The sequence below is a fragment of the Roseovarius lutimaris genome, assembly GCF_900115165.1.
Lineage (GTDB): Bacteria > Pseudomonadota > Alphaproteobacteria > Rhodobacterales > Rhodobacteraceae > Roseovarius > Roseovarius lutimaris.
This window is the reverse complement of sequence record NZ_FOVP01000010.1, coordinates 103,441-116,916: the sequence shown is the minus strand read 5'-3', so window position 1 is coordinate 116,916 and position 13,476 is coordinate 103,441. Positions and strand designations below refer to the sequence as shown.

Annotated in this window: 17 protein-coding genes and 1 pseudogene; 12 read left to right on the top strand and 6 right to left on the bottom strand. The window is 60.4% G+C overall.

The window, feature by feature from the left end; all coding sequences use genetic code 11:
• Positions 1–81 precede the first annotated feature (81 nt).
• The 7 genes and pseudogenes from cobA to BMZ91_RS10370 all read left to right on the top strand — a co-directional run.
• Positions 82–1,002 (top strand): annotated as a pseudogene (gene cobA / locus BMZ91_RS10400) (uroporphyrinogen-III C-methyltransferase); the annotation flags it as partial.
• A 1-nt stretch (position 1,003) separates the two neighbouring features.
• The gene (locus BMZ91_RS10395; protein ID WP_092838156.1) at positions 1,004–1,333 is read left to right on the top strand and encodes a DUF2849 domain-containing protein; all 330 of its coding nucleotides are present in this window, start codon (positions 1,004–1,006) and stop codon (positions 1,331–1,333) included.
• Position 1,334: 1 nt separating this feature from the next.
• Positions 1,335–3,005 carry a nitrite/sulfite reductase gene (locus BMZ91_RS10390; protein ID WP_092838152.1) on the top strand — a complete coding sequence of 557 codons (1,671 nt, stop codon included), beginning with the start codon at positions 1,335–1,337 and terminating at the stop codon, positions 3,003–3,005.
• Entirely contained in the window at positions 2,992–3,726 is a 735-nt protein-coding gene (locus BMZ91_RS10385) for a phosphoadenylyl-sulfate reductase (protein ID WP_092838149.1), read from the top strand. The genes BMZ91_RS10390 and BMZ91_RS10385 overlap by 14 nt, the downstream gene beginning before the upstream one ends.
• Positions 3,723–4,130, top strand: a complete 408-nt coding sequence (locus BMZ91_RS10380; protein ID WP_092838146.1) for a DUF934 domain-containing protein — start codon at positions 3,723–3,725, stop codon at positions 4,128–4,130. Before BMZ91_RS10385 ends, BMZ91_RS10380 begins: the two co-directional genes overlap by 4 nt.
• A gap of 76 nt (positions 4,131–4,206) precedes the next feature.
• Complete coding sequence (locus tag BMZ91_RS10375; RefSeq protein WP_092838143.1) at positions 4,207–5,058, top strand: ferredoxin--NADP reductase; 852 nt, start codon at positions 4,207–4,209, stop codon at positions 5,056–5,058.
• A 68-nt stretch (positions 5,059–5,126) separates the two neighbouring features.
• Positions 5,127–6,194 (top strand): bifunctional transcriptional activator/DNA repair enzyme AdaA, encoded by a 1,068-nt coding sequence (locus BMZ91_RS10370; protein ID WP_092838140.1) that lies wholly within the window; start codon positions 5,127–5,129, stop codon positions 6,192–6,194.
• Between the two features lie 63 nt (positions 6,195–6,257).
• On the opposite strand, the gene BMZ91_RS21965 is transcribed toward BMZ91_RS10370, so the two are convergent.
• Genes BMZ91_RS21965 through BMZ91_RS10355 form a run of 4 tightly spaced genes read right to left on the bottom strand, consistent with a single transcriptional unit; the run spans position 6,258 to position 8,369 of the window.
• The gene (locus BMZ91_RS21965; RefSeq protein ID WP_342741946.1) at positions 6,258–6,524 is read right to left on the bottom strand and encodes an alpha/beta fold hydrolase; all 267 of its coding nucleotides are present in this window, start codon (positions 6,522–6,524) and stop codon (positions 6,258–6,260) included.
• The gene (locus tag BMZ91_RS21960) at positions 6,514–7,227 is read right to left on the bottom strand and encodes an alpha/beta fold hydrolase (RefSeq protein ID WP_281243349.1); all 714 of its coding nucleotides are present in this window, start codon (positions 7,225–7,227) and stop codon (positions 6,514–6,516) included. Before BMZ91_RS21960 ends, BMZ91_RS21965 begins: the two co-directional genes overlap by 11 nt.
• A 25-nt stretch (positions 7,228–7,252) precedes the next feature.
• Positions 7,253–7,882, bottom strand: coding sequence for a pyridoxamine 5'-phosphate oxidase family protein (locus BMZ91_RS10360; RefSeq protein ID WP_092838137.1), 630 nt, complete (start codon positions 7,880–7,882; stop codon positions 7,253–7,255).
• A gap of 22 nt (positions 7,883–7,904) precedes the next feature.
• A complete protein-coding gene (locus tag BMZ91_RS10355) occupies positions 7,905–8,369 on the bottom strand; it encodes a nuclear transport factor 2 family protein (protein WP_092838134.1) in 465 nt (154 codons plus the stop codon).
• Positions 8,370–8,615: 246 nt separating this feature from the next.
• Here BMZ91_RS10355 and BMZ91_RS10350 point away from each other — a divergent pair, with 246 nt between their 5' ends.
• Positions 8,616–9,155 carry a TetR/AcrR family transcriptional regulator gene (locus BMZ91_RS10350; RefSeq protein ID WP_245736308.1) on the top strand — a complete coding sequence of 180 codons (540 nt, stop codon included), beginning with the start codon at positions 8,616–8,618 and terminating at the stop codon, positions 9,153–9,155.
• Between the two features lie 60 nt (positions 9,156–9,215).
• On the opposite strand, the gene BMZ91_RS10345 is transcribed toward BMZ91_RS10350, so the two are convergent.
• On the bottom strand, positions 9,216–10,109 hold the full coding sequence (locus tag BMZ91_RS10345; RefSeq protein WP_092838268.1) for a hypothetical protein: 894 nt from the start codon (positions 10,107–10,109) through the stop codon (positions 9,216–9,218).
• A 126-nt stretch (positions 10,110–10,235) separates the two neighbouring features.
• Here BMZ91_RS10345 and infC point away from each other — a divergent pair, with 126 nt between their 5' ends.
• The 4 genes from infC to BMZ91_RS10325 all read left to right on the top strand — a co-directional run bounded on the left by infC (position 10,236) and on the right by BMZ91_RS10325 (position 12,463).
• Positions 10,236–10,865, top strand: coding sequence for a translation initiation factor IF-3 (infC, locus tag BMZ91_RS10340; RefSeq protein WP_092838128.1), 630 nt, complete (start codon positions 10,236–10,238; stop codon positions 10,863–10,865).
• A 125-nt stretch (positions 10,866–10,990) separates the two neighbouring features.
• On the top strand, positions 10,991–11,374 hold the full coding sequence (locus BMZ91_RS10335; protein ID WP_092838125.1) for a DUF4177 domain-containing protein: 384 nt from the start codon (positions 10,991–10,993) through the stop codon (positions 11,372–11,374).
• A 157-nt stretch (positions 11,375–11,531) separates the two neighbouring features.
• Positions 11,532–12,155, top strand: a complete 624-nt coding sequence (locus BMZ91_RS10330; RefSeq protein WP_092838122.1) for a J domain-containing protein — start codon at positions 11,532–11,534, stop codon at positions 12,153–12,155.
• Positions 12,156–12,259: 104 nt separating this feature from the next.
• The gene (locus BMZ91_RS10325) at positions 12,260–12,463 is read left to right on the top strand and encodes a YgaP family membrane protein (RefSeq protein ID WP_092838120.1); all 204 of its coding nucleotides are present in this window, start codon (positions 12,260–12,262) and stop codon (positions 12,461–12,463) included.
• A gap of 13 nt (positions 12,464–12,476) precedes the next feature.
• Here BMZ91_RS10325 and BMZ91_RS10320 read toward each other — a convergent pair whose 3' ends face one another.
• Positions 12,477–13,475 carry an Lnb N-terminal periplasmic domain-containing protein gene (locus BMZ91_RS10320; protein WP_092838117.1) on the bottom strand — a complete coding sequence of 333 codons (999 nt, stop codon included), beginning with the start codon at positions 13,473–13,475 and terminating at the stop codon, positions 12,477–12,479.
• Position 13,476 lies beyond the last annotated feature (1 nt).

Here is a 13,476-nt window from a genome sequence, read left to right as displayed (position 1 = left end):
TATATTGAGGGACAAGTCAAACCGATCAGGGCCGTCCCGATGAAGCATTTTCCAATCTACCGGTCGTTGATGGCCGCTGTATCGCTCCGTCGGGCGGTGGCGATCCGTCTCTTGGGGCGTCGACACCGTGATTTCCGGGCCGAATGCGATTTCACTGTCGATCCCCGCGCGATCGAAATGGGTGCCAAAAGTGAGGTCAAAAACGACATGCAAGCCACTTTAAATAAACATAAAACCGTAGAGGGTCACCAAGGACACGTGGCTTTTGTCGGCGCGGGCCCCGGCGATCCAGAGCTGTTGACGCTCAAGGCTTGCAAGGCGCTTGAAGCGGCCGACGTGGTGATCCATGACCGCCTTGTCACGCCCGAAATCCTTGAATTGGCGCGCCGCGAGGCTGTGCTAATTGATGCGGGCAAAGAGGGTTTTGGCCCCTCGATGAGCCAGGACGACATCAACGCGCTTATCGTGACCCACGCCAAAACCGGCGCGCAGGTCGTGCGCCTCAAGGGCGGTGACCCCACCGTCTTTGGCCGACTTGACGAAGAAATCGACGCCGTGACCGAGGCCGGGATTGGCTGGCATGTGGTGCCCGGCATTACCGCCGCCTCGGCCAGCGTCGCGGCCATCGGTCAAAGCCTGACAAAACGCGGGCGCAACGCCTCGGCGCGGCTGTTGACGGGGCATGACATGAAGGGGTTTGCCGATCACGACTGGCGCGCTCTGGCGCAGCCCGGCGAGGTGGCGGCGATCTATATGGGCAAGAAATCGGCCCGTTTCATTCAGGGCCGCCTGATCATGCAGGGCGCGGATCGCGCCACGCCGGTCACCGTGATCGAGAACGCCAGCCGCCCTGATCAACGCATCCTTGCGACCACGCTGGATGCGCTGCCCAGTGCCCTGACTGAGGCCGATATCACCGGCCCCGCCCTTATGTTTTACGGCCTGAGCCCGCGCGAAACGCAGGCTGGTCTTACCCGAATTCAGCAACAGGAGCTTGCCTGACATGTCCCGCGACTTTACCCCAAAGGTCATCACCGCCAACGCCCTGATCGAGGGCGATGTGATTTACTTCACCGCCGATAACGCCTGGACGCGCCACCTCTGTGAGGCCGAGGTTCTCACCGATGAGGCCGACGCTGACCTGCGCCTGTTACAGGCCCAGGCCCAACCGCATCTGACGGTTGGCGTCTATCTGGCAGATGTCGCGCCTGGCGCGACCGGACCAGAGCCCACCCATTTTCGCGAGGATTTTCGCCGCAAGGGCCCCTCGAACCTTTTCCATGGCAAGCAGGCCGATGGCCTGGCGCACGTCCAAGCCCGCGCTGGAGACTAAAATGTATCATTACAATGACTTCGACGCCGCTTTTGTGGCGGAACGCAATCGCCAGTTCCGCGCCCAAGTTGAGCGTCGTATCGACGGAAGCCTGACCGAAGATGAATTCAAGCCGCTGCGCCTGATGAACGGTCTTTATCTGCAACTGCACGCCTACATGCTGCGCGTGGCAATCCCCTATGGCTCGCTCGATGCGGCAAAATTGCGTCAGCTGGCCTATCTGGCCGAGCGGTTTGACAAGGGCTATGGCCATTTCACCACCCGCACCAATATTCAATACAACTGGCCAACGCTTAGCGATGTGCCGGATATGCTCGATGCCCTGGCCGAGGTCGAGATGCACGCTATCCAGACCAGCGGCAACACCATCCGCAACGTGACCTCGGATCATTTTGCCGGCGCCGCCGCAGATGAGATCGAAGACCCGCGTCCGGTGGCCGAGTTGATCCGGCAATGGTCCACCGACCACCCCGAGTTTCAGTTCCTGCCGCGCAAGTTCAAGATCGCCGTGATCGCAAGCGACACCGACCGCGCCGTAATGAAAAGCCATGATGTCGGCCTGCGCATTGTCGAGCGTGACGGCGAACGCGGCTTTGAGGTCTGGATTGGCGGCGGCATGGGGCGCACCCCGATGGTGGCCAAGCGGCTGCGTGATTTCCTGCCGCGCGCCGATCTTCTGCCCTATCTTGAGGCGATCCTTGCCACCTACAACCGGATCGGGCGGCGCGACAACAAATACAAGGCGCGCGTCAAGATCACGGTGCATGAAAACGGCCTTGATGAAATCCGCGCGCAGGTCGAGGATGAATTCCCGCGCCGCCGCGCCGTCTTTGGCGGGGAGGATCAGGCCTTGCTGGCCGAGATTACCGGCGCTTTTGCCCCGCCTGCGTTCAAGACCAGCGATCCGGCGCCCTATTTCGCCGCCCGCGACGCCGATCCGGTGTTTCGCGCCTGGAGTGACACCAATGTCACCCCCCACCGCGCGCCGGGCTATGGCAGTGTCACCATCAGCCTCAAGGCCCATGGCGCCACGCCCGGCGATGCCAGCGCCGATCAGATGCGCCTTGTCGCCGATCTTGGCGAAACATACGGCCACAACGATATCCGCGCCACCCATGCCCAGAACCTTGTTCTGCCGCATGTGCCGCTGGCCGATATTCCGGCGGTTCACGCCGCTCTGAAAACGCTTGGGCTGGCCACCGGCAATATTGGCCTCGCCTCGGATATCATCGCCTGCCCCGGCATGGATTACTGCGCGCTTGCGACCGCGCGCTCGATTCCTGTGGCCCAAGGCATCGCCACGCGTCTTGAAGAGCTCAAGATCGAGCATGAGGTCGGCCATCTCCAGATCAAGATTTCGGGCTGCATCAATGCCTGCGGCCATCACCATGTGGGTCATATCGGCATTCTTGGACTGGATCGCGCAGGGGTGGAAAACTATCAGATCACCCTTGGCGGCGATCCGTCCGAAACCACGGCCATCGGCACCCGCACCGGCCCCGGCTTTGCCTATGACGAAATTGTGCCCGCCATCGAGCGTCTGATTTTTGCCTATCTTGGCCTGCGTCAGAGCGAGGAAGAAACCTTTCTTGAGGCGTTCAACCGTATCGGCATGGCCCCGTTCAAGGCCGCGCTCTATGACGCCGAGGCGCGGGCCTATGCCGCAGAGTGATCTTGCCAACAGGGTGAGCGCCCTCAATCACCGCTATCGCCATCATTCGGCGGTCGCGGTGGTTGACCACGCGCTGCACGATCCCGAGGCTGGCAGGCTGGCGCTTGTGTCAAGCTTTGGCGCGGAATCGGTGGTGCTTTTGCATATGGTGTCGATCACGCGGGCCGCGACGCCGGTGATCTTCATCGACACCGAAATGCTGTTCACCGAAACGCTTGTCTATCAACAAGAGCTGGCCGAGCGGTTAAATCTGCGCGATCTGCGCATCCTGCGCGCCGCGCCCGCCGACATGGCCGCGCAGGACCCCGACAACACGCTGCATCTGCGCGACACCGATGCCTGTTGCGTCCTGCGCAAGACCCGGCCGTTGCAAACCGCCCTGACCGGGTTTGATGGCTGGATCACCGGGCGCAAACGCTATCAGTCGGGCACCCGCGCGGCACTTGAGTTCTTCGAGGTCGAGGACGAGACAGGCCGGATCAAGGTCAACCCTCTGGCCCATTGGACGCCCGAGGATATGCAGACCTATATGGATGAGAACCGCCTGCCCCGGCATCCGCTGGTGGCGCGCGGCTATCCGTCGATCGGCTGCATGCCCTGCACCACGCCGGTGGCGCCCGGCGAAGACCCACGATCGGGCCGCTGGCGCGATCAGAGCAAAACCGAATGTGGCATCCATTTTGTAAATGGCAAAATGGTGCGAAAAGGAGTGACCGCATGACCGTCATCGTCAAGGACACGGGCTTTGCGCCCGAGGATTTCACCACCCCGATCACGCCGCTGGCCGAGGCGGGGGCGCATGCCACCGCGCTTGACCTTGCGGTTGACACAAACCCCGCCGCGCTTGCCGGGCGGTTGGAGGGTGTCACCATGATCCGCGTCCATTTCCCAGGCTCTGCCGATGGGCGCGGCTTTTCTATCGCGCGGCAATTGCGGCTTATGGGCTATGCTGGGCGCTTGCGCGCGCATGGTCATGTGATTGCAGATCAATACGCCATGGCGCGTCGCTCGGGCTTTGACGAGGTCGAAATCCCGGACACCCTGGCCAAACGCCAGCCCGAGGAGCAGTGGATTTTCCGCGCCAACTGGCAAGCGCATGATTATCAGGCCCGCCTGCGCGGCTAAACACTATCCGCCCTTTCCCTGACCCAGATCAATGTTTATGCAGAGGTGCCGGTGTATCTGACCGGTAAATGACCCTATGAATGAGATGACCCAAGTGACCCAAGCCCCCGCAAAACAGGCTAAAACGCTTACCCTGCCCGATGCGCAGAGGGTGACAGAGGTCACCCATTGGACCGACCGGCTGTTTTCGTTCCGCGTGACGCGGCCCGCCTCTTTGCGCTTTCGCTCGGGCGAGTTCGTGATGATCGGCCTGATGCAGACCGATGAAAAGACCGGCCGCGAAAAGCCGCTGTTGCGGGCCTATTCCATCGCCTCACCGTCCTGGGATGATGAGTTGGAATTCTATTCGATCAAGGTACAGGACGGCCCTCTGACAAGTCGGCTTCAACATATCCAGCCCGGTGACGAGATCATCCTGCGCCCCAAGCCGGTGGGCACGCTGGTGCATGACGCGCTCTTGCCGGGCAAGCGGATCTGGTTCTTTGCCACCGGCACCGGCATTGCGCCCTTCGCCTCGCTGCTGCGCGATCCCCAGACCTATGAGGACTACGACGAGGTCATCATTACCCATACCTGCCGCGAGGTGGGCGAGCTTGAATATGGCCGCAGGCTGATTGAGGATATCCGCCAGGACGAGCTTTTGGCAGAACTGATTGGCGAAGGCTTTGCCGACAAGCTGCGCTATTATCCGACCACGACGCGCGAACAGAGCCCAAAGATGGGGCGGATCACCGACCTCATGCGCTCGGGCGAGGCCTTTGCCGATCTTGGCGTGGCGCCGCTTGCGCCGGAAACCGACCGCGCGATGGTCTGTGGCAATCTGGCCTTCAACCTTGAGATCAAAGAGATGCTCGAAGGCTATGGCCTGCGCGAAGGCGCCAATTCCTCGCCCCGGGAATACGTCGTCGAAAAGGCCTTTCTCGACTGATCGGCGGGCAAAAGAATAGACGCCCGATTACCGGCGGCGGTGCGCGTCAGGCGTGCTATTAAAAGAGCATGTTGTTCGATCTGCAAGATTCCGACACCCTGTATCGCGCTCTGCTTGAGCGCGATACCCGCTTTGACGGGCAGGCCTATGTCGGCGTTACCTCAACCGGAATCTTTTGTCGCCTCACCTGCCCTGCGCGCAAGCCAAAGTACGAGAATTGCAGGTTTTTCGCCTCGGTCGGTGAATGTATCGAGGCCGGGTTCAGGGCTTGCAAACGCTGTCATCCGCTGGCGCCCATGGCCACGGCCGATCCGGCAATTGCCAACCTTCTGAGCGCCCTTGAAAAGCGCCCCGAATTTCGCTGGCGCGAGGCCGATATCGAGGCCATGGGATATGATCTTTCGACCGTGCGGCGCAGTTTCAAGCGCCAGTTCGGCATGACATTTCTTGAAATGGCCCGCCACCGGCGCCTGCGCGACGGGTTCGAGGCGCTGAGCGAAGGCAGCAAGGTTATCGACGCCCAGCTTGACGCCGGCTTCGAATCCGCCAGCGCCTTTCGCTCTGCCTTTGCAAGGCTTCTCGGCCGCGCGCCGGGCAGCCTTGGCAAGAGCGGCTTGCTCTTGGCAGACTGGATCAAGACCCCGCTTGGCGACATGATTGCCATCAGCAGCGCCACGCATCTGCACCTTTTGGAATTCATTGACCGCAAGGCCCTCAAATCCGAAATCAGCGCCATTGAAAGGGCGGTCAAGGGCGGGCTTGGCCTTGGGTCCTATGCCCCGACCGAACAGATCAGGGAAGAGCTTGAGGCGTTCTTTGCCGGCCGCTCTGCCGGTTTCAGCACGCCGCTCGCCCTCAATGGCACGCCCTTTCAGCGCGAGGTCTGGCGCGCGCTGCAACGCATCCCGCCCGGCGTCACGCGCAGCTATTCCCAGATTGCCCATGAGATCGGCAGGCCCGCCGCCACCCGCGCCGTGGCCCGCGCCAATGGGGCAAATCAGCTTGCGCTTGTCGTGCCCTGCCACCGTGTCATCGGGGCGGATGGGTCTTTGACCGGCTATGGCGGCGGGCTCTGGCGCAAGCAGCGTTTGCTGGAGCTTGAACGCCATTACAAAACCCTCGATCAAAGCGCCTAGCCCAAAAGGCCGAAATGGCCGCGCCCATCCAAAGGCGCGACCATTCTCAATCTCTGGCCTGGTCTAGGGATAGACACGATCCAGGAATTCAAGCATCTCAACCGCCATTTCCGGGCCGAATTCCTCAAGCGCGAAATGCCCGGTGTCAAGGATATGAAATTCCAGATCGTTCAGGTCGGCCTTGTAGGGATGCGCGCCCTCTTCCGGGAAAATCGGGTCGTTCTTGCCCCACATCAGGAGTGCCGGCGGCTGGTGCTCGCGAAACAGCGCCTGCCATTTCGGATATTCGCCGACATTCGTGCCGTAATCCAGAAACAACTCAAGCTGCACCTCTTGATTGCCGGGGCGATCCAGAAGGTATTGCGCGGTCCAATAAGTTATCGGGGCTGATGTTTTCGGGGTTCTGGACGCCTGCGGTGAACTGCCATTTGGTGGCCTCAAGCGCAAAGAACCCGCGCAGCGCATCGCCGTTTTCGACCGTTGGCGCCGCCCAATAGGCCTTGATCGGGTCCCAGAACTCGCGCAGGCCCTCGGTGTAGGCGTTGCCATTCTGGATCACGAAGCCCGCCACGCGCTCCGGGTCTTCGGCGAACATGCGGTATCCGACCGGCGCGCCGTAATCCATGACATAGGCGACGTAACGCTCAACGCCCTTCTGGTCGAGAAGTGTGCTCATCATCCTGGCGATATTGGCAAAGGAATACTCGAACTCCTCGGCAAGCGGCATCGCAGAGGCGCCAAAGCCCGGATAATCGGGGGCGATCACGTGATATTTCTGCGCCAGTTCGGGGATCAGATTGCGGAACATGTGCGACGAGGTCGGAAAACCATGCAGCAACAAAACGGTGGGATACGACGGATCGCCCGCCTCGCGGTAGGCAATGTCGATGCCCGCGATGCTGGTGGTCTTAAAGGCCACGTGATCGGGCGAGGCCAGATCAAGCGCCTGTGCCTGCATCGGAAGGGTCGCGCCGATGGCCAGCGACACCAGAAGTGCGCCGGTATGCAACGCGTTTTTGAAAGAGGGGGTCATGGGGGGCTCCTTTCGGTTGGTGGGATCAGGACGCGGCGCCAAGCAGATCGGTCAGCCGCGCAGTCTCGGTGGTCAGGTCGGAAATCCGGGCACGCATCTGCGCGAGGTAGGGTTCAAGCTCGGTCTCGGTGAGGCGTTGCGGGATATGGGCAGGACAGTTCCAGTCAAACGCCTCAACCGTGATCAAGATCGCGCGTTCCGGGCGGCCGACATAATCGGCATCATGCAGGGCCGGCAGGATCTCGGCGGCCTCGTCACCTTCAACAACCCGCACCCTGCCCCAGATCTTGATCCGCCTGCGGTTAGGATAATCCATCAAAATCAGTGAAGTGCGATTATCCCCGGCAAGATTGCCAAGGCTCACATACTGGCGATTGCCGCGATAATCGGCATAGCCGATGGTCTTGGCGTCGATCACCCGCAAAAACCCCTTGGGGCCGCCGCGAAACTGGACATAGGGCCAGCCGGTCTCGGAAACGGTCGCCTGGTAAAATCCGTCGCGGGCCTGAATGAACGTGGCCTCATCGGGGCTGAGCGCCGCGCCGCCACTCACATCGGGCGACAGGAACTTTTCATAGCCCGCCGCAGAGCCATGGCGCGCCTGCGCGGCGCGTACGTTCGGGGTAAAGGCGATTTCGGCAAAGGCACGGGGCATGTCAGCCTCCTTTCAAACGGGGTTAAAGGCCAAGCGCGCTCAGGCCGGGATGATCATCGGGGCGGCGCCCCTGCGGCCAGTGAAACAGACGCTCTTGCGGCGTGATCCTGAGATCATTGATGCTGGCGATTCGGCGGCGCATGCGCCCGTCTTCGGCAAATTCCCAGTTTTCGTTGCCATAGGCGCGAAACCACTGACCATCGGCGTCGCGCCACTCATAGGCAAAGCGCACGGCAATCCGGTTGTCGCTCCAGCTCCAGAGTTCCTTGATCAGGCGATAGTCATTCTCACGCGCCCACTTGCGGGTGAGGAAAGCCTCGATCTCGGCGCGGCCGGTCAGAAACTCGGCCCGGTTTCGCCATTGGCTATCCTCGGTATAGGCCTGGGCGACGGCCTTGGGGTTCTGGCCATTCCAGCCATCTTCGGCGGCACGGACTTTCTCGATTGCACTGTCTTTGGTGAAGGGCGGAAGCGGGGGGCGGGTCATGTCTGGCTCCTTGATGTTTCGAATGGGTTACCGATCTGTACACTTCGCGTCCCATAAGTGTACAGATCGGTAAACTTTGTCAAATCCTATTTTTGCAAAAAACCTAGGATAGAAGGCCTGAAATCAACTAACCATTGAATAAAATGGATGATTTTATCTGGCAAAAATCCCGCACCTCGACTATATATGTGAACATATCAGTACAGTTTAAGGTAAGTCATGCGACCGAATAAAAGAGATGAGCTGGTGCGAAATGCGCTTGAGGTGTTCTATCGCGACGGTTTTCACGCCACCGGGATGGACAAGCTTGTGGCGGAAACCGGCATTTCGAAAACCTCGATGTACAAACATTTCCGCACCAAGGACGAAATGATCCTGGCCGTGCTCAGGCTACGCGACGAGAGGTTTCGCAACTGGTTCTGTCGCCGTGTCGAAGAGATCGCTGACACCCCGAGGGCCCGCCTACTTGCGGTCTTTGACGCGCTGCACGAATGGATCACCTCGCCCAGGTTCAAGGGCTGTATGTTCATCAAGGCGGTGTCGGAATTCCAGGATCCCAAAGATCCGATTCACATCCAAAGCGCGACCCACAAGCGGATGCTGCTTGAGTATGTGCAAACCCTCGCAACCGAGGCGCGCGCCCGCGACCCGGCGGCGCTTGCGCGCCAGTTGATGCTGCTCAAAGAAGGCGCGATCGTGACCTCTGTGATGCTGGGCAATGGCAGCCCCGCGATCGAGGCCAAAGCCGCCGCAACGGTGCTGATCGAGGCGGCCGACTGTTGCTAAGACATAAAAAAACCGCGCCGGGTGCATCCGGCGCGGGTTATCTTGTCTTATGCTGGTGGATCAGTAACCAAGCGCACTGCGGGCAGCTTCGAGCGCCGATTTAAGCAGCTCGGGGTTATCCTGCGCCTTCTTGATGGTTTGCAGCAAAAGCGTTTCCTGCATCGCGCCAAGATCGGCCCCCTCGATCAATTCGCGCGCCCGATCCATGCTGAATCCGTCGACGGTCAGGGCGTCGGGCGCGGCATCGGTCGCGGCGGTGCCAGTCGCGGCCTCCACGGCCTCTTGCGCGGCCTCTCCGGCTTCAACAGCGACGTCAGACGCGGCTTCGCCGGTTGCCGCTTCAACGGCGTCTTGGGTGGCGTCTTGGGTGGCCTCTTGCGCGGCCTCAACCCCATCCTGAGCGGTATCGGTCACCGTATCGGTGGTGGTCTCGACAGCCTCAGACGTGGCCTCTGTTACGCTATCGGCAACCTCTGCAGCGGTGTCAGCAGCCTCATCGGCGGCCTCACCGGCAGTATCTGTGGCGGTTTCAGCAGCCGCATCGGCGGTATCTGCGGCGGTGTCGACAGCCTCGGCGGCAGTATCAGCAGTATCATCGGCAGCCCCGGTTGCGGCCTCAACCGCACTATCAGCCGCCTCATTCCCAGCATCCACAGCATCGCTCACCGTATCGGCCACGGCATCAGCCGCGTCACTCGCCGTATCGGTCGCAGCATCCACTGCCTCGCTCGCCGTGTCGGCCACGGCATCTGCCGCCTCGGTGGCGGTTTCGGCCACGGCTTCGGCGGCGTCGCCAACCGCGTCGCTTGCATCCTCAAGCGCGGCGGGCGCCTCGACCTCATTCGCGGTCTCGCTGACGGTCTCGACAACTTCGTTCACCGATTTTCCGGTAAACAGCATATAACCACCGCCAAGAATGACGACAGCCACAACAATCCATAGCAGGTTCTTCATAAACACTCCCTCATACATGCGGGTCCGGCAAATCTCGCGGCCGCTCCACGTCTTGCTCACAGATGAAGGTGAAAAAGGAAAGGCACAAGGGGGAATAAGCCCTTAATCGGCTCAGATCAGCCGATTTTGGCGCTTGAAAGCCGTCACGCCCACGTTTACGTTGCACCCTCAAATTCGCCACAGAACCAAAACGATCAAAGGAACAAAGCCATAGCCCGCAGACCTCATAACGCGCCCCCTACACGCGACACCGGCCCTCGTATCAATGACCGCATCCGCAGTGATGAAATCCGCCTCATTGGCGCCGACGGCGAAAATGTCGGGGTGGTTACCCCGGACCGGGCAATGGAAATGGCCGCTGATGCCGGGCTTGATCTGGTTGAAATCTCGCCAAACGCCAATCCACCGGTCTGCAAGATCATGGATTTCGGAAAATACAAATACGAGACACAGAAACGCGAGGCCGAAGCGCGCAAGAAACAAAAGATCATCGAGGTGAAAGAGGTCAAGTTTCGACCCGGCACCGATACGCATGACTATGACGTCAAAATGCGCAACGTGGTCAAATTTCTTGAAAATGGCGACAAGGTAAAGATCACCCTGCGCTTTCGTGGCCGCGAGATGGCCCATCAGGATCTGGGCCGCCAGCTTTTGGAACGTATCGCCGAGGATATCAAAACCGTCGGGCGTGTTGAAAACATGCCCAAGATGGAAGGCCGCCAGATGATCATGATCATCGGCCCCGGCCCGAAATAGACACCCGGCCCCCTCTCAAAGACGTCATGACCCCCGGCCCTATGGTCCGGGGGTTTTGCATGCCCCCTTGCGCCGCGCGGTCAGTCGCGTAGGATGCACCGCTCTGACAAATCCCGGAAGGTTCCATGACGGTTTTCGAATACAAGGTTACCCCCGCCCCGACCCGTGGCCGCAAGGCCCCCGGCGTCAAAACCCCCGAGGCCCGCTTTGCCCTTGGGTTTGAAGAGGCGTTGAACGACATGGGGCGCGAGGGGTGGGAATATCTGCGCGCAGATATCCTGCCCAGTGAAGAACGTCAGGGGCTGACCTCAAGCCATACTGTCTATCGCTCTGTCCTGGTGTTTCGCCGCGCCAAGGCCTCGCCCGGGGCTGTGACAGAGGCCCTGCCAGCCGACGCTGTGCGCAGCGTGACCCCGCCCGTCGCCCCCCGCGTTGCGCCCCCGGTAAGCGCAGAGCCGCACAAGCCCGCCGATAAGAGGCCGGAAACCGAAAAAACCCAGACATCCTAGAGGCTATTATTATTTCATTCCAAGGACTTGGATCGCCATCCTCCGCCTGCCTGCGCAGTATCATCGCACAAGTGGGAGATGTTTTTTTCGCCGTGCCCCCTTCAATTCGCCACGTTTTGGCATACACTCTCGTCTCCGACTCGAAAAGGTAAGCCCCATGTCCAAGTCAGATCCCTTCGGTTTCGATATGTCCGTGTCTTCGGCCAAGAAGAAAAACCCGCGTGGCCGCCGTGGCATGTCGGGCGCCTCTGAAACATCGGTGCGGGTGTGCGAGCATGAGGGCTGTACCGAGGCAGGCAAGTTTCGCGCGCCCAGGGCGCCCGATGTGCTTGATGAGTATCTCTGGTTCTGCCAGCAACACGTGCGCGAATATAACCTCAAGTGGAATTTCTTTGACGGCACCACCGAGGCGGAGATCAACGCGCAGGCCTCCAAGGACAAGGTATGGGAGCGTGAAACCCGCGCCTTTACCGACCCCGAAACGCGGGCCTGGGCCCGGCTTGGCATCGAGGATCCGCATCAGGTTCTGGGCGGCAACGCCACGCAGAACCCCGGCAAGAAACGCGGCGGAAGCCGTAAATTGCCCCCGACAGAGCGCCGCGCCGTAGAGATCCTTGAGGCCGAGGATACCTGGACCAAGGCCGATCTGCGCAAATCCTACAAATCTCTGATCAAGGTGCTGCATCCCGACATCAACGGCGGCGACCGCAGCCAGGAAGAACAGCTGCAACAGGTGGTCTGGGCCTGGGAACAGATCAAGGACAGCCGCAATTTTCGATAAATCTGCGGGCTTTGTGATCTTATCACCGACTGTACCGCGAGGGCAGGATATCCTTGGGCTATTATAACCGGGCCATTCCGGCCTGATCAGCCAAAGGTGTTCTCATGCTCAAGAAAAATGTCGGGGCTCTGGACCGCGCGCTTCGTATCATTGTCGGCCTCGGTCTCTTGGCGGGCTTTTTCCTCAACCCCGACGCGGCCTATCGCTGGCTCTATCTGATCGGCATCATCCCTCTGGTGACTGGCCTTATGTCAAGCTGTCCACTTTACACGATCTTTGGTTTGCGCACCTGCCCGCTCAAGAAATGACGGCGGCGCTCGGCTAATCCTGCCAACCTTGGCGCAGCGCTTTTGAATAAGGGGCGCTGCCCATCCCCGCGACATCGAGGGTCGGCAGCGCCGCACGCTCACGCAGCTCACTCAGCGGCATCGCCTCGGCGCCGGGCAAGACGCCAAGGTCATAGAGGTATCCCGGCAAGCGACCTGACAGAATTATCCGCAGGTCGAACGGCGCGCCGTCGGTTATGCCACGCACAAGCCGGTAAGGCAGTGTCGTGCAATTTGTCCAAAGCGTGTGATACCAACGCGGGCGTTCTGCCAGGGCGTTGCCGTAATCGAGCAAGGCGCGAAACAGGTCCAGGCGCTGTTCGTCCGACAGGGCGACCGGATAGAGCGAGACGGTTTCCCCCCGCGCATTGGTACGCAAATTGACGATATCGCGTTCATCGGCGGCAATCAGCACAACTTCATAGCTTTTGAACAAACCGCCGATGTTGGAAAATTCCTCACCCTTCTCTTTGCGAATTTCACCGGAAAACACGACGTGCTGGCCATCTTCAAACCCGAAACTGACAAGCGTATGGGCGATATCGGGGTGATCCCAGACCGACAGGATCATATCAACCGAGGTTAGGCTTTGCGGGTCCACTTCGAGGTCATACCACGCCTGTTCGGCCTCGGTCGGACTTGACCAGCGAAAGTCACGAATATTGTGCAGTGTGATCCGCCCATTCGCCGCAGGCGTCGAGGTCACGCCCCGCGAAACCTCTGACATCCAATCGCGATCCTGTCGCGGCTCAATTGTCGCCCACCAGAGTCCCCAGATCGTCACAAGCCCGGCCATGAAACCCCAGACAAGGCTCCAACGCCCGCGCCAGACCAGAAGCGTCACGCAAACGGCCCAGGTTAAGAGCGCAGCGTAAAGGACATAGAGCAGCGGCGGCTTGAGTTGAAAATGCAGGCCAAGCGCCACATAGCCTAGCGCCAGCACCGCCAGAGCAATCTGGCCGATGCGTCCGCCGATCCTTGCGAAGGCCTGCATC